The sequence below is a fragment of the Pantoea sp. PGP6 genome (assembly GCF_053474785.1).
Genome location: NZ_JBQBMA010000001.1, coordinates 439,685 through 453,405, shown reverse-complemented (window position 1 = coordinate 453,405; position 13,721 = coordinate 439,685). Strand labels below are relative to the sequence as shown.

18 protein-coding genes are annotated in these 13,721 nt (G+C 53.4%); 2 read left to right on the top strand and 16 right to left on the bottom strand.

Annotated features, from left to right (window positions below; all coding sequences use genetic code 11):
* Positions 1 to 29: 29 nt before the first annotated feature.
* Entirely contained in the window at positions 30 to 341 is a 312-nt protein-coding gene (rpsJ, locus tag ACLIBF_RS02100; protein WP_001181005.1) for a 30S ribosomal protein S10, read from the bottom strand.
* A gap of 401 nt (positions 342 to 742) precedes the next feature.
* Between rpsJ and ACLIBF_RS02095 the strand changes: the two genes are divergently transcribed.
* The gene (locus tag ACLIBF_RS02095; protein WP_448309237.1) at positions 743 to 1,519 is read left to right on the top strand and encodes a prepilin peptidase; all 777 of its coding nucleotides are present in this window, start codon (positions 743 to 745) and stop codon (positions 1,517 to 1,519) included.
* Here the strand turns inward: ACLIBF_RS02095 and bfr are convergent.
* The 11 genes from bfr to fkpA form a co-directional block, all read right to left on the bottom strand.
* Complete coding sequence (bfr, locus tag ACLIBF_RS02090) at positions 1,506 to 1,979, bottom strand: bacterioferritin (protein WP_031377826.1); 474 nt, start codon at positions 1,977 to 1,979, stop codon at positions 1,506 to 1,508. The two genes, ACLIBF_RS02095 and bfr, sit on opposite strands and share 14 nt — an antisense overlap.
* A 128-nt stretch (positions 1,980 to 2,107) precedes the next feature.
* Positions 2,108 to 2,302, bottom strand: a complete 195-nt coding sequence (gene bfd, locus ACLIBF_RS02085) for a bacterioferritin-associated ferredoxin (RefSeq protein WP_072051058.1) — start codon at positions 2,300 to 2,302, stop codon at positions 2,108 to 2,110.
* A 174-nt stretch (positions 2,303 to 2,476) separates the two neighbouring features.
* Positions 2,477 to 3,661 carry an elongation factor Tu gene (tuf, locus tag ACLIBF_RS02080; RefSeq protein ID WP_105099977.1) on the bottom strand — a complete coding sequence of 395 codons (1,185 nt, stop codon included), beginning with the start codon at positions 3,659 to 3,661 and terminating at the stop codon, positions 2,477 to 2,479.
* Between the two features lie 68 nt (positions 3,662 to 3,729).
* Complete coding sequence (fusA, locus tag ACLIBF_RS02075) at positions 3,730 to 5,844, bottom strand: elongation factor G (protein WP_031376823.1); 2,115 nt, start codon at positions 5,842 to 5,844, stop codon at positions 3,730 to 3,732.
* A gap of 90 nt (positions 5,845 to 5,934) precedes the next feature.
* Entirely contained in the window at positions 5,935 to 6,405 is a 471-nt protein-coding gene (rpsG, locus tag ACLIBF_RS02070) for a 30S ribosomal protein S7 (protein ID WP_013510774.1), read from the bottom strand.
* A 96-nt stretch (positions 6,406 to 6,501) separates the two neighbouring features.
* Positions 6,502 to 6,876, bottom strand: a complete 375-nt coding sequence (gene rpsL, locus ACLIBF_RS02065; protein WP_003852912.1) for a 30S ribosomal protein S12 — start codon at positions 6,874 to 6,876, stop codon at positions 6,502 to 6,504.
* 124 nt (positions 6,877 to 7,000) lie between these two features.
* Positions 7,001 to 7,288 (bottom strand): sulfurtransferase complex subunit TusB, encoded by a 288-nt coding sequence (gene tusB / locus ACLIBF_RS02060; protein WP_279809635.1) that lies wholly within the window; start codon positions 7,286 to 7,288, stop codon positions 7,001 to 7,003.
* 9 nt (positions 7,289 to 7,297) lie between these two features.
* Complete coding sequence (gene tusC, locus ACLIBF_RS02055) at positions 7,298 to 7,657, bottom strand: sulfurtransferase complex subunit TusC (protein WP_279809634.1); 360 nt, start codon at positions 7,655 to 7,657, stop codon at positions 7,298 to 7,300.
* Positions 7,657 to 8,043, bottom strand: a complete 387-nt coding sequence (tusD, locus tag ACLIBF_RS02050; RefSeq protein WP_031376820.1) for a sulfurtransferase complex subunit TusD — start codon at positions 8,041 to 8,043, stop codon at positions 7,657 to 7,659. Before tusD ends, tusC begins: the two co-directional genes overlap by 1 nt.
* On the bottom strand, positions 8,043 to 8,765 hold the full coding sequence (locus ACLIBF_RS02045) for a helix-turn-helix transcriptional regulator (RefSeq protein ID WP_031376819.1): 723 nt from the start codon (positions 8,763 to 8,765) through the stop codon (positions 8,043 to 8,045). The genes tusD and ACLIBF_RS02045 overlap by 1 nt, the downstream gene beginning before the upstream one ends.
* A 165-nt stretch (positions 8,766 to 8,930) precedes the next feature.
* Positions 8,931 to 9,767: an FKBP-type peptidyl-prolyl cis-trans isomerase gene (fkpA, locus tag ACLIBF_RS02040; protein ID WP_031376818.1), complete on the bottom strand. Its 837-nt coding sequence runs from the start codon at positions 9,765 to 9,767 to the stop codon at positions 8,931 to 8,933.
* A gap of 268 nt (positions 9,768 to 10,035) precedes the next feature.
* Here fkpA and ACLIBF_RS02035 point away from each other — a divergent pair, with 268 nt between their 5' ends.
* Positions 10,036 to 10,254 (top strand): SlyX family protein, encoded by a 219-nt coding sequence (locus ACLIBF_RS02035; protein WP_013359251.1) that lies wholly within the window; start codon positions 10,036 to 10,038, stop codon positions 10,252 to 10,254.
* A gap of 102 nt (positions 10,255 to 10,356) precedes the next feature.
* On the opposite strand, the gene slyD is transcribed toward ACLIBF_RS02035, so the two are convergent.
* The 4 genes from slyD to kefG all read right to left on the bottom strand — a co-directional run bounded on the left by slyD (position 10,357) and on the right by kefG (position 13,690).
* Positions 10,357 to 10,917 (bottom strand): peptidylprolyl isomerase, encoded by a 561-nt coding sequence (gene slyD / locus ACLIBF_RS02030; protein ID WP_031376817.1) that lies wholly within the window; start codon positions 10,915 to 10,917, stop codon positions 10,357 to 10,359.
* A 197-nt stretch (positions 10,918 to 11,114) separates the two neighbouring features.
* Positions 11,115 to 11,309 (bottom strand): YheV family putative zinc ribbon protein, encoded by a 195-nt coding sequence (locus ACLIBF_RS02025; protein WP_010253033.1) that lies wholly within the window; start codon positions 11,307 to 11,309, stop codon positions 11,115 to 11,117.
* 23 nt (positions 11,310 to 11,332) lie between these two features.
* Complete coding sequence (gene kefB, locus ACLIBF_RS02020) at positions 11,333 to 13,138, bottom strand: glutathione-regulated potassium-efflux system protein KefB (protein ID WP_031376816.1); 1,806 nt, start codon at positions 13,136 to 13,138, stop codon at positions 11,333 to 11,335.
* On the bottom strand, positions 13,139 to 13,690 hold the full coding sequence (gene kefG, locus ACLIBF_RS02015) for a glutathione-regulated potassium-efflux system ancillary protein KefG (RefSeq protein ID WP_031376815.1): 552 nt from the start codon (positions 13,688 to 13,690) through the stop codon (positions 13,139 to 13,141).
* Positions 13,691 to 13,721: the final 31 nt, after the last annotated feature.

The window sequence follows — 13,721 nt, the reverse complement described above, 5'->3', positions numbered from 1 at the left end:
TTCAACCTCTCAATCGCTCGATGACCTGATTAACCCAGGCTGATCTGCACGTCAACACCGGCAGCCAGATCCAGACGCATCAGAGCATCAACGGTTTTTTCAGTTGGCTCAACGATGTCTACCAGACGCTTGTGAGTGCGGATTTCGTACTGATCACGCGCATCTTTGTTAACGTGCGGAGAGATCAGAACGGTAAAGCGCTCTTTGCGGGTTGGCAGCGGGATCGGACCACGAACCTGCGCACCAGTGCGCTTGGCGGTCTCAACGATTTCCGCGGTTGATTGATCGATCAGACGATGATCAAACGCTTTAAGACGGATACGGATTCTTTGGTTCTGCATGAGACCAGAGCTCCAAACTTTTTATAGACGAAAAAAATTACTACTCGAGCCCATTACGATTGATGGGAGAGTGTAATCGTTCAGCATATAACTCCCCAATTGGGAGTATTGTCAGGCGGCCTAAAATTCTGCCGTCTGCGATTCTGCTCGAATCGCGCCTGCAATATCTGCAGGCCCGCGCATTATACGTAAATCTGCTCAGGAAGCAACCCGTGTTGTCGTTTTAACCGGGTTTGTCGTCTGTGCTTTTCAGATCTGCCTCGCACTGCCCTGCTATCCTGCGGTCGGGTCGGCCACTTTTGCTGTGCGCTGCTTTCCGGCCCAGGCATTTCTATCATGACAGGCAATCTGGTTATGGGCAGAGTCAGCTCAGACCCGTTGCTGAATCAGGAGCCCTGACCGTGCCGCATTACTTCATGATCGATGTTGTCATTTTTATTGTCGCCAGCGCTCTGGGTAGTTTTATCGCTCTGGTCTGTCAGCGCTTCTCTCCGACTGATTCGTCCGCCGAGTGGTTCCATTCACTCTGCGTCCCCGGCTCGCAATGTGAGCACTGTCAGCGCCCCTTGTTATGGCGCGATCGTTTACCGCTGATTAGCTGGCCAGCCTTACGCGGTAAATGTCGCGTCTGCCGCCACCCCTTTAGTCCGCACAGCCTGGTTGTCGAAACACTGGTAGCGCTGCTGTGCCTGCTGGCGTTTAATACCTTTGAGCAGATAACCGACAGCCTGTTCATCATTGCCAGCTCGTGTCTGCTGCTCGTGCTGGCCGCGATTGACCGCCGGCATTTCTGTCTTCCGGACCCGCTCAACTATATGCTGCTCTGGCTCGGCTTAACCCATGCACTGACCACAGGATCGGCAACGGCCGCAGTCATCGGTGGCCTGGCGGGCTACAGCACGCTATGGCTGCTGGGATGGGGGTATCGGCTAGCCCGGGGCATTGATGGGCTGGGATATGGCGACATGAAGCTGATTGCGGCGCTGGGAACCTGTTGTGGCTGGCAGGCACTTCCCTGGATTGCAGTAGGGGCAACCTCTCTGGCGTTAGGGACGGTACTGGTCGGGCGGTGGCGAGGGTCAACAGAGAGAGGTAGCAGCCCGCTGCCGTTTGGCCCATTCCTGGCCATTGCGGGCTGGATGATAATGGTGTTGCAGACGCGGTTTACTCTTCTTTGATCTGCGCCTGCAGGTAATTCTGAATGCCCATTTTGCGGATAAGCTCAAGTTCGGTTTCAATCCAGTCGATGTGATGCTCTTCATCCGCCAGGATTTCAATCATCATGTCCCGACTGACGTAGTCATGGACTTTGTCTGCGTAGGCAATCGCCTCACGCAAATCTTTTGCGCCTTCCAGCTCCAGGTTGAGATCGGAACCCAGCATCTCTTCGACATCTTCACCAATGCGCAGCCGGCCTAAATCCTGCAGATTGGGAATACCCTCCAGAAACAGAATGCGTTCAATGTACTTGTCGGCATGCTTCATCTCATCGATTGATTCATGGTATTCGACATCGTTGAGGCGGATCAGCCCCCAGTTTTTGAACATGCGCGCATGCAAAAAATACTGGTTGACGGCAACCAGCTCATTTCCAAGCAGTTTATTGAGATGACTAATAACTTTTATATCGCCCTTCATTGTTAACCCTCCGCGTCCGGTTTATTAGAGCGTAGATGCGGTTAAAAAGAAGTCAAAAAAACGCGACAAATAATGTGGTTATTAGTACGCAGCACAGAGTGCATGACGATCAGTCATGTGCTTTATGCTCAGGCTATCTCTTTATACAGCGGGGCATGTTGCATCTCTGAATCCATGATTTCACGCGCGGCACGAATACACTTACCACACTGCTTTCCAACCGGGACAAACTGCCGAAGCTGCTGGATAGATCGGGGCTGATAGCGGCGAACGACTTCACGAAGGGTTTTATCACTTATGGCATTACACAGGCAGACGTACATTGACTCATCACTCTGGTACATTTTCTGCACATAGTGTAAATGCGAATCGTTTTTATTTCAAACCCAGCCTTTGTAGGGATATCCCCTTTTCCGACCGGCAAAAAAAAAGAGCACCGAAGTGCTCTTTTTACTCTGTTGCAGTGGCCGTTTGCACGACCACAGCAGGTATCACAATTAAGCGATAACTTTAGCAACAACACCCGCGCCAACGGTACGGCCGCCTTCGCGGATTGCGAAGCGCAGACCTTCGTCCATTGCGATTGGGTGGATCAGGGTAACAACCATTTTGATGTTGTCGCCTGGCATTACCATCTCAACGCCTTCTGGCAGCTCAACTGAGCCCGTTACGTCAGTAGTACGGAAGTAGAACTGAGGACGGTAGCCTTTGAAGAACGGAGTATGACGGCCGCCTTCGTCTTTAGACAGAACGTAAACTTCTGACTCGAACTGGGTGTGTGGCTTGATGCTGCCTGGCTTAGCCAGAACCTGACCACGCTGGATGTCTTCACGCTTGATACCGCGCAGCAGAACACCACAGTTTTCGCCTGCCTGACCCTGGTCCAGCAGCTTACGGAACATCTCAACACCGGTACAGGTTGATTTCGCAGTATCTTTGATACCCACGATTTCAACTTCGTCGCCGACTTTAACGATGCCGCGCTCAACACGACCGGTAACAACAGTACCACGGCCAGAGATTGAGAATACGTCTTCGATTGGCAGCAGGAACGGCATGTCGATCGCACGCTGTGGCTCTGGAATGTAGTTATCCAGGTGCTCAGCCAGTTCGATGATTTTCGCTTCCCACTCAGCTTCGCCTTCCAGCGCTTTCAGAGCAGAACCACGAACGATTGGAGTGTCGTCGCCTGGGAAGTCATATGCTGACAGCAGGTCACGAACTTCCATCTCAACCAGTTCCAGCAGCTCTTCATCATCAACCATGTCGCACTTGTTCAGGAACACGATGATGTAAGGAACGCCAACCTGACGACCCAGCAGGATGTGCTCACGGGTCTGTGGCATTGGGCCATCAGTCGCAGCAACAACCAGGATCGCGCCGTCCATCTGCGCAGCACCGGTGATCATGTTTTTCACATAGTCGGCGTGGCCTGGGCAGTCAACGTGTGCATAGTGACGAGTCGGGGTTTCATACTCAACGTGTGAAGTGTTGATGGTGATACCACGTGCTTTCTCTTCTGGTGCGTTATCGATCTGATCGAATGCACGCGCCTGGCCGCCGTAAGTTTTAGACAGTACGGTGGTGATAGCTGCAGTCAGGGTGGTTTTACCGTGGTCGACGTGACCGATGGTGCCCACGTTTACGTGCAGTTTGTTACGCTGAAATTGCTCTTTCGCCATGGCGATAATTCCTTACGTTGTGCCTTCACCGTCTCGGTGAAGGCATCAGTTCAAATTTAAACCGTAGCTTATTTGCTACGAGCTTCAATAACGGCCTGCGCTACGTTGTTCGGCGCATCGTCATACTTCAGGAACTCCATGGAGTAAGAAGCACGACCTTTGGTCAGAGAACGCAGCTGAGTTGCGTATCCGAACATCTCAGACAACGGAACTTCAGCGTGAATCTGAACGCCAGTAGCGTTAGATTCCTGCCCTTTGAGCATACCACGACGACGGCTAAGGTCACCGATGACATCACCCGTGTTCTCTTCTGGCGTTTCAACTTCAACCTTCATGATAGGTTCAAGCAGAACAGGTGTCGCTTGTTTAAAGCCTTGTTTGAAGGCAAGAGACGCGGCCAGTTTAAACGCCAGTTCTGAGGAGTCGACATCGTGGTAAGAACCGAAGTGCAGACGCACGCCCAGATCCACAACCGGGTAACCAGCCAGAGGGCCTGATTTCAGCTGCTCCTGGATACCTTTGTCAACCGCAGGGATGTATTCACCAGGAATCACACCACCTTTGATGTCGTTGACAAATTCGTAGCCTTTCGGGTTCGAACCTGGCTCCAGTGGGTACATGTCGATAACAACATGACCATACTGACCACGACCACCAGACTGCTTGGCATGTTTACCTTCAACATCGGTAACTTTGGTGCGAATCGCTTCACGGTAAGCAACCTGTGGTTTACCCACGTTTGCTTCAACGTTGAACTCACGCTTCATACGGTCAACGATGATGTCGAGGTGCAGTTCACCCATACCGGCGATGATGGTCTGGTTAGATTCTTCATCAGTCCATACGCGGAACGATGGGTCTTCTTTTGCCAGACGGCCCAGAGCCAGACCCATTTTTTCCTGGTCAGCTTTGGTTTTTGGCTCAACGGCGATAGAGATTACCGGCTCCGGGAACTCCATGCGCTCAAGGATGATGACGTTATCTGGGTCACACAGGGTGTCACCAGTGGTCACATCTTTCAGGCCGATCGCAGCTGCGATATCACCCGCACGAACTTCTTTAATCTCTTCACGCTTGTTAGCGTGCATCTGAACGATACGGCCCAGACGCTCACGGTTTGACTTAACCGGGTTGAACACGGTGTCACCCGTGTTAACAACACCAGAGTAAACGCGGAAGAAGGTTAAGTTACCCACGAACGGGTCGGTAGCGATTTTGAACGCCAGTGCAGCAAACGGCTCGTTGTCATCAGAGTGACGAACAGCCGGCGTGTCTTTACCGTCGTCCAGCATACCGTTGATCGCGGTAACGTCAGTCGGTGCTGGCAGATATTCAACAACTGCATCCAGCATCGCCTGAACACCTTTGTTCTTAAATGCAGAACCACAGGTTACCAGGATAATTTCGTTGTTCAGAACACGCTTACGCAGAGATGTTTTGATCTCTTCTTCAGTCAGTTCTTCACCACCGAAGAATTTCTCCATCAGCTCATCAGAGCCTTCAGCAGCGGCTTCAACCAGCTTCGCATGCCATTCTTCAGCCAGTTCCTGCATATCAGCTGGAATATCTTCGTAGTCGAAGGTTACACCCTGGTCTGCGTCGTTCCAGTTGATTGCTTTCATTTTCACCAGGTCAACAACACCAGTGAATTTCTCTTCTGCGCCGATAGCCAGCTGCAGAGGAACTGGAGTTGCGCCCAGACGAACTTCCATCTGGTTAACAACTTTCAGGAAGTTAGCACCCATGCGGTCCATTTTGTTAACGAACGCAATGCGTGGAACTTTATATTTGTTAGCCTGACGCCATACGGTCTCAGACTGTGGCTGAACGCCACCAACTGCACAGTAAACCATTACCGCGCCATCAAGCACACGCATAGAACGTTCAACTTCGATGGTGAAGTCAACGTGTCCTGGGGTGTCGATGATGTTGATGTGGTGTGGTTCAAACTGCTTGGCCATACCAGACCAGTAACAGGTGGTCGCAGCGGAAGTGATGGTAATACCACGTTCCTGTTCCTGCTCCATCCAGTCCATGGTTGCTGCGCCGTCATGTACTTCACCGATTTTGTGGTTTACACCGGTGTAGAACAGAACGCGTTCGGTAGTGGTAGTCTTACCGGCGTCGATGTGCGCACTGATACCGATATTACGGTAGCGAGCAATGGGTGTTTTACGAGCCATTTGATTCCTCTGATTCTCGGGCGTTCAAGGTAAGTCGACCCCAGCGGGTTGGCTGATTGAGCGCCCGCTGGTTTAACATCTACGTGGTGATTACCAACGGTAGTGTGCGAACGCCTTGTTGGCTTCTGCCATGCGGTGAACGTCTTCACGTTTCTTAACTGCAGTACCTTTGTTCTCTGCAGCATCAGAAAGTTCGTTCGCCAGGCGAAGAGCCATTGATTTATCACCGCGTTTACGAGCAGCTTCTACGATCCAACGCATTGCCAGAGCATTACGACGAACCGGACGGACTTCTACTGGTACCTGATAGGTAGAACCACCAACGCGACGTGACTTAACTTCGACAGTCGGACGTACGTTTTCCAGGGCTACTTCAAAGGCTTCCAGTTCGTTTTTACCTGAACGCTGAGCCAGGGTCTCAAGCGCGGTATAAACGATTGATTCAGCAGTAGACTTTTTACCATCTACCATCAGGATATTTACAAATTTGGCCAGCAGCTCTGATCCGAACTTAGGATCTGGCAGAATTTTACGCTGACCAATGACGCGACGACGTGGCATGGAAATACTCCGTTGTTAATTCAGGATTGTCCAAAACTCTACGAGTTTATTTTGACATTTAATTTAAAACGTTTGGCCTTACTTAACGGAGAACCATTAAGCCTTTGGCTTCTTCACGCCGTACTTGGAGCGAGCCTGCTTACGGTCTTTAACACCTGAGCAGTCAAGCGCGCCACGAACGGTGTGGTAACGCACACCTGGCAGGTCTTTTACACGACCGCCACGGATCAGGATCACGGAGTGTTCCTGCAGGTTATGACCTTCACCGCCGATGTAGGAGGTAACTTCAAAACCGTTAGTCAAACGCACACGGCAAACTTTACGCAGTGCTGAGTTTGGTTTTTTAGGAGTGGTGGTGTACACACGAGTACAAACGCCACGTTTTTGCGGGCAAGCTTCCAGCGCCGGCACGTTGCTCTTTGCAACTTTGCGGACGCGTGGTTTGCGAACCAGCTGGTTAACTGTTGCCATTAAATAGCTCCTGGATTTGCTTTTGCTTCGTAAACACGTAATAAATCGCCTCGTAGAATTACGAGGAGGCAGAATTTTAGGGCTGCGTCAAAAGGGTGTCAAGAAATAACCAGGTTTTAGACGATTACCAGGTCATTTGTTGCGGATGCTTTACCGTCAGCGCGACGAAACCAGTATAGTCCACCGGACGCACACTGGTCGAAATTTGTCCAGCCAGGCCGCGAGCACGCACATCTTCGTCCAGTACCCACAGTGCAGCCGTACAGCCTGAAAGCTGTTGCAGTGCCCGACTACCGGCTAAGGCGGCGATCACACCATCCTGCAGTAACAGTATGTCGTCATCCGCATCCACCATTAACAGCAGAGTCTCAAGATCGCTGTAAGCCGGTGAGTGCAGGAGAGTATGCAGCATGAAGAGCCCTTAAAAGGTAAGAATGCGGTCATAACCGGCCAGCGTCTGGCGCAGTTCCACCGCGGACAATAGCGTAACATCCATCACCCGGGCGGCGTCAACCTGCATTCCACGCGCGGTGAGCGATTCCTGACAGAGATAGCAGTGCTCAATGTCGTACAGCGCCAGCACGCCAAAGGTCGGCGCATAGTGGCGGCTCTCTATCGCCTCGGGCTGTTGCTGTGTATTGAGCTGCAGTACACCATCGCCAATAAAGAACAGCCCGATGTCGTCACTCAGTGCGCCAGTCGCCAGGGCGGCATCCAGCCCTTCACGTCCGGCACTGCTGCCGTGCGGTGCGCGGGTAAATACAAAAGCCACTCGATTCATCAGAACTGCACCAGTCGTTCGCAGCTTAGCGCCGCTTCGGCCAGCGCACCCAGACCGCTCAGGGTAAACCCTGGCTGGAGATTACTGCCGGGCAGCTGCAGGCGTGCCGCTTCCTGTTGATCGGTCACGCCACGGCGCAACGCCGCCGCAACGCAGATATTAAGCGCCACACCCTGCTGTTGATTCAGCGCCTGCCATGCCCGTACCAGATCATATTCATCACTGGCCGGCGCGGTCAGCTGATTGGCATTCAGCACCCCTTCACGATAGAAGAAGACGCTCTCCAGCTGATGACCGGCCGCCACCAGCGCCCGGGCAAACAGTAGCGCGCTGGTCGCCTGCTGCGTGCCGTATGCCGGACCGGTAACCAGTAAGGTGTAACGCATTACCGATCCTGTCCCTGAAAATCGCCGTTTTTAAACTGGCGAATGTAGAGATAAACCGTGTGCTTCGAAATATTGAGACGCTCGGCAACCTGGTTGATTGCATCTTTAATATCGAAGATCCCCTTCTCATACAGGTTCAGGACGATCTGCCGGTTTTTGGCGTTGTTAGAAACGTTGCGATCGGCGCTGACTTCCTCGATGGTAAATTCAAGCGTCTGCATCACCAGATCATCGACAGAGCTGGCAAAGTTGACGCTGGAATCCACCTGCTGCATCTCCGGCGGCAGGAAGGTCGACATAATCTGCGAGAACGGCACATCCAGGTTCATGTTGATGCAAAGCAGACCAATCACCCGCTGCTGCCGGTTGCGGATGGCGATGGTGACCGATTTCATCAGCACCCCGCTTTTGGCGCGGGTAAAGTAGGCGCGGGAGACGTTACTGTCGGCGCCGTGCATGTCATGCAGCATCCGTAACGCCAGATCGGTGATAGGCGATCCCACTTTACGGCCGGTGTGCTCACCGTTGGCGATACGCACTGCCGAACATTTAAGATCTTCCAGCGAGTGCAGGACGATTTCGCAATGCGAACCGATCAGCATCGCCAGTCCATCGACGACAGCCTCGTATGATTTCAGAATATCGTAATCTGTTTGTTCGAACGGGCGTTGCTCCAGCAGATCGAAGTCGCTCAGTTCACCGGGATTGAATGGATTAGACATTGAAGAGATCACCCTGAATGGCTGGAGCCTGTCACAGCGGCTTATGGGCAGACTCAATATTGGGATAATTAGGCAGGCGCTAGTCTGGCAAATGTCGTCGGCTTATGCCAGTGGTTTGTCATGAAGCAGAAATGAAACCGCCGCCCGAAGGCGGCGGTGAGCAGATTACTGTGCTTTTTTCGCGTCAGCCGCAGGTGCCTGCGCTTTTTCGTCTGCTTTAGGGGCCGGTTTGATATCAAGCAGTTCGACATCAAATACCAGCGTGGAGTTAGCCGGAATACCCGGAACGCCATTTTTGCCGTAAGCCAGCTGTGGTGGGATCACCAGCTTAATCTTACCGCCTTTCTTCACGTGCTTCAGACCTTCAGTCCAGCCCGGAATCACACCATCCAGACGGAAGGAAAGCGGCTCACCACGGGTATAGGAGTTATCGAACTCGGTACCGTCGATCAGCGTCCCTTTGTAGTTCACGACCACCGTGTCGCTATCAGTCGGGGCAGCGCCGGTGCCTTCTTTCTCGACTTTATACAGCAGGCCGCTTTCAGTTTTCTTCACGCCGCTCTCTTTCGCGAATTTGGTTGCGTAAGCATCACCCTTTTCGGCGTTCTCTTTCGCATCTTTTTCCATTTTCGCGGAGGCTGCGCCTTTCACGCGGCCTTCAAAAGCCTGCAGCGTCTGCTCGATCTCTTCATCAGAGAGCTTACTCTTGCCACCAAAGGCATCCTGAACACCCGCGATCAGCTGTTGCTTATCCAGCTTGATGCCCAGTTTTTCCTGCTCCTTCAGGGAGTTGTCCATGTAGCGACCCAGTGAGGCGCCCAGTGCGTAGGCAGACTGCTGGTCTTCATCTTTGAAGGCAGCATTTTTCGGTGCCTGAGGAGCAGACTGTGGTGCCGCAGCCGTTGCCGGTGCAGCCGCGGTTTCTGCCGCCATTGTCAGCGGTGCATTCAGCGCGACGGCCATAGTGGTAGCTAACAATGTGACTTTAAACAGTGATTTCATCCATTCTCCAAAACCGAAGCGTCTAACCTCGGGAATCATTGCGGACTTCAGAGTCCACACTATAACTTTACGTGGCAGTGGCGAACACTGCCACAATGTAATTACCCGGTTAACCTCCGACCTTTTTTGCATCAGGAAGTTTCATCAGAGATGATGCCGCGCTGCGCTTTTTCAAGCGAAACGCCGCAGATAGTTTAAAAATCAGGTGATTCTTCGCGTCCAGCCCGTAGAATCACGTCCGAGTCGCACCTTAACAGAGGAACAGGTCATGCAACAATCTGAGTGGGAACAGCGTCTGGAGACGTTAGAGAGTAAACTGGCCTTCCAGGAGATGACCATTGAGCAGTTAAACAGCGCGGTAGTGCAGCACGAACTGGAGATGAATAAGATGCGTGAGCAGATGCGTATTCTGACCGACAAACTCAAAGCCAACGCGCCGTCGATGGTCGCGTCACAGTCTGAAGAGACGCCGCCGCCGCACTACTGATCTGCCGTCTGGCCGGATCAGCCTGAACCGGCAATACCGGTACGCGGATGGCCGCCAAAAGAAAGGGCCACCCGAAGGTGGCCCTGATACGGATAATCGGTCTTAGTGGCTGCAACCGCAACCGCCAGTACCGCAACCGCCCTGACCGTGATCGTGGTCATGACCGTGATCATGGTCGTGGTCGTGATGATGGCCATCTGCACCGTGAACGTGACCATGGGCCAGTTCTTCCGGTGTGGCTTCACGAATCGCGACCACTTCGACGTTAAAGTTCAGGTTCTGACCCGCCAGCATGTGGTTACCATCAACCACGACGTGATCGTCTTCCACTTCGGTAATTTCTACCGGTACCGGACCCTGATCGGTTTCTGCCAGGAAGCGCATGCCAACCTGCAGTTCGTCAACGCCCATGAAAACGTCTTTCGGCACACGCTGTACCAGGTTGTCATCGTACTGACCGTACGCGTCGTTTGCCGGAATATGCACGTCAAACTTGTCGCCTGCTACGTGGTTTTCCAGCGCATTTTCCAGACCAGAAATCAGGGAACCATGACCGTGCAGATAGTCCAACGGTGCACTCACCGGTGACTCGTCAACTAACACGCCGTCTTCTGTACGTACCTGATAGGCCAGGCTTACCACCAGGTCTTTTGCTACTTTCATGATATCTCCTAACCGTTGAGAGCTGAGATCCCGTCTCATTGGTCTATTCTTGCGTGCAATAACACCAACCAGAAAGGTTCGTTGCTGAGTGCAAGAGGACATAACCTTTCTCTTGCGACCACAGCGTTAATGGCGCCAATTGTAACGGAATTCAATCCCGCTGTAAGTTTAAGCTTAAAAAAAGCTGAGCCATTCCGCTACTCGGGATGGAAAATCCCGATAACCTGCTCATTGGTGCGAACCTGATCGCGGGCCTGCTTATCGGCCTCACGCATCTGGTGGCCGCACTTAACGCACTCCACCACATCGACATTGTTTTCACGCCACATCGCCAGCGTGTCTTTTTCCTGACAGTGCGGACAGGTCGCACCGGCAATAAAACGTTTACGCATGATATCCCGCCTGTTTAATCACGTTATTCATCATCGTCCCAGCCATCAAGCTGCCGCTTCTCCTGCTGCATTTCGCGCTGGAAGATATCCTCCAGTTCACGCCGCGCTTCACGTACCCGTGACACCTGGGCGGAATCGGTGAGATTCGGCATCAGTTCACGCAGCATGCGCATATCCAGCCGACGGAAATGCTGCTGAGCGCGATGCGCCTGATGGGGATGCATCCCCAGCGACATCAGCGTTTTACGGCCCAGCTCCAGCGCACTGGAGAAGGTTTCACGCGAGAACTGGGTCACGCCGGCCTGCAATAACTCGTGCGCTTCGACACGACCACGGGCACGCGCCAGAATCTGCAGATGGGGAAAATGCTGCTGACATAAATGCACGATCGTCATCGCATCTTCAGGTTCGTTACAGGTAATAACGATCGACTGCGCGCTGGCGGCCCCGGCTGCGCGTAACAGTTCCAGTTCAGTGGCGTCGCCATAGTAAACCTTATAGCCATATTTCCGCATCAGGCTGACCACGCTGATATCGCGTTCCAGCACGGTAATGCGGCTATGGTTTGCCATCAGTAAACGACCCACCACTTGCCCAAAGCGACCAAAGCCGACCACAATCACCTGCGGCTGATCGTCTTCGACGAACGGTTTTTCCGCCTCGTCGTCCGGCTCGTTGAAACGGCGCGCCAGCAGGCGATCGACGCCCTGCATCAGTAATGGCGTGGTCATCATCGACAGCGTTACCGTCACCAGCAGCATCGGCAGCTGATCGCCAGAGAACAGCTTCGCAGAGGCAGCGGCGGAAAACAGCACAAAGGCAAATTCACCGCCCTGGCTCAGCACGCCAGCAAACTGCTGCCGTTCTGAACTGCGCAAACCGTAAATCCGCGCCAGCACGTACAGCACCAGCGTTTTGACCACCACCAGCGTCAGCACGCCCAGCAGGATGGTAATAATATGGGTATAGAGCACCCCGAGGTTAAGCGCCATGCCGACCGAAATAAAGAACAGCCCAAGCAGTAGCCCTTTAAACGGGTCGATGGCGACTTCCAGCTCATGGCGATATTCACTTTCCGCCAGCAAAATGCCGGCAATAAAAGTACCGAGCGCCATCGACAGGCCGAGCGCATCCATAAATAGCGCCGAGCCCAGCACCAGCAACAGCGAGGCGGCGGTAAACACTTCGCGCACCCCGGAAGCCGCGATATAACGGAAGATCGGCCGCAACAGGTAGCGTCCACCCACCAGCATGCCGGCAAAGGCCAGCACCTTCATGCCGACCTTCATCCAGTCGACATGCCCGCTATCGGTGCCCGCCAGCAGCGGAATCAGCGCCAGCGCCGGGATGACCGCGATATCCTGAAACAGCAACACCGAAAAGCCCAACTGCCCCGCTTCGCTGCGGTTCATGCCCTTATCCATCATCAGCTGCAACGCCATGGCGGTGGAGGACATCGCCAGGCCAATCCCGCCGATAACCGCCGCCTGCCAGCTAAAGTGGGTCAGCCACAATAGGCCGCCCAGAATCGCGGCAGAGAAGATCACCTGCGCGGCCCCGACGCCAAAGATCGAACGCCGCAGTGCCCAAAGCTTGGCCGGGTTCAGCTCCAGCCCGATGATAAACATCAGAAACACCACACCCAGTTCAGAGAAGTGCAGGATCTCATCGACGTCGCTGATAAAGCCTAATCCCCACGGACCAATGGCAATACCCGCCACCAGATAGCCCAGAACTGCACCGATACCGAGGCGAGCCGCCACCGGTACGATCAGTACCGCCGCCACCAGATAAATCACCCCCGCGGTCAGCAGCGTTTGTCCTTCCATCTACACCCCTCCATTCGGCAGCGGTGCTGCCAGCCAGTCGCCATAGGCGCGGGCATAATTTTTCATTAAATCGGGATTCTGACGACGCGCCCAATAGACAATCATTGGCGGCATCCAGTGCATTCGGCACATCTGCGCCGTCAGTTCGAACGGCCGCATAATATCGTTCATCGAATAGCGATTCAGACCATGGTGTTTAAAGGCGCTTTCCGGCTCGCCGGTGGTGATCACGCTGCGCCAGTACTTACCTTCCAGCGCATTGCCATCCACGCCGTTGGCAAACCCGCGCGACAGCACCCGATCCAGCCACTCTTTCAGCAGCGCCGGGCAGCTGTAGGTATAGAGCGGATGCTGGAAAATGATCACCTCGTGTTCGCGCAGCAGCTGTTGTTCATGATGAATGTCGATAAAAAAATCCGGATAGGCGGCGTAGAGATCGTGCACCGTGACATGCTCCAGCGCCTGAGCCGACTGCAGTAAAATCCGATTCGCAATCGAATCCTGCGATTCCGGATGAGCATAAAGCAGCAAAACCTTGGGTGGCTGCGACATCCTTTCCCTCCAAAGCGTCGTCATTGGTGCG

Excerpts from the sequence above, each read along its gene's own strand:
- rpsJ (WP_001181005.1), bottom strand. The coding sequence starts at position 341 with ATGCAGAACCAAAGAATCCGTATCCGTCTTAAAGCGTTTGATCATCGT.
- bfr (WP_031377826.1), bottom strand. The coding sequence starts at position 1,979 with ATGAAGGGCGATATAAAAGTTATTAGTCATCTCAATAAACTGCTTGGA.
- bfd (WP_072051058.1), bottom strand. The coding sequence starts at position 2,302 with ATGTACGTCTGCCTGTGTAATGCCATAAGTGATAAAACCCTTCGTGAA.
- tuf (WP_105099977.1), bottom strand. The coding sequence starts at position 3,661 with ATGGCGAAAGAGCAATTTCAGCGTAACAAACTGCACGTAAACGTGGGC.
- fusA (WP_031376823.1), bottom strand. The coding sequence starts at position 5,844 with ATGGCTCGTAAAACACCCATTGCTCGCTACCGTAATATCGGTATCAGT.
- rpsG (WP_013510774.1), bottom strand. The coding sequence starts at position 6,405 with ATGCCACGTCGTCGCGTCATTGGTCAGCGTAAAATTCTGCCAGATCCT.
- rpsL (WP_003852912.1), bottom strand. The coding sequence starts at position 6,876 with ATGGCAACAGTTAACCAGCTGGTTCGCAAACCACGCGTCCGCAAAGTT.
- tusB (WP_279809635.1), bottom strand. The coding sequence starts at position 7,288 with ATGCTGCATACTCTCCTGCACTCACCGGCTTACAGCGATCTTGAGACT.
- tusC (WP_279809634.1), bottom strand. The coding sequence starts at position 7,657 with ATGAATCGAGTGGCTTTTGTATTTACCCGCGCACCGCACGGCAGCAGT.
- tusD (WP_031376820.1), bottom strand. The coding sequence starts at position 8,043 with ATGCGTTACACCTTACTGGTTACCGGTCCGGCATACGGCACGCAGCAG.
- ACLIBF_RS02045 (WP_031376819.1), bottom strand. The coding sequence starts at position 8,765 with ATGTCTAATCCATTCAATCCCGGTGAACTGAGCGACTTCGATCTGCTG.
- fkpA (WP_031376818.1), bottom strand. The coding sequence starts at position 9,767 with ATGAAATCACTGTTTAAAGTCACATTGTTAGCTACCACTATGGCCGTC.
- ACLIBF_RS02035 (WP_013359251.1), top strand. The coding sequence starts at position 10,036 with ATGCAACAATCTGAGTGGGAACAGCGTCTGGAGACGTTAGAGAGTAAA.
- slyD (WP_031376817.1), bottom strand. The coding sequence starts at position 10,917 with ATGAAAGTAGCAAAAGACCTGGTGGTAAGCCTGGCCTATCAGGTACGT.
- ACLIBF_RS02025 (WP_010253033.1), bottom strand. The coding sequence starts at position 11,309 with ATGCGTAAACGTTTTATTGCCGGTGCGACCTGTCCGCACTGTCAGGAA.
- kefB (WP_031376816.1), bottom strand. The coding sequence starts at position 13,138 with ATGGAAGGACAAACGCTGCTGACCGCGGGGGTGATTTATCTGGTGGCG.
- kefG (WP_031376815.1), bottom strand. The coding sequence starts at position 13,690 with ATGTCGCAGCCACCCAAGGTTTTGCTGCTTTATGCTCATCCGGAATCG.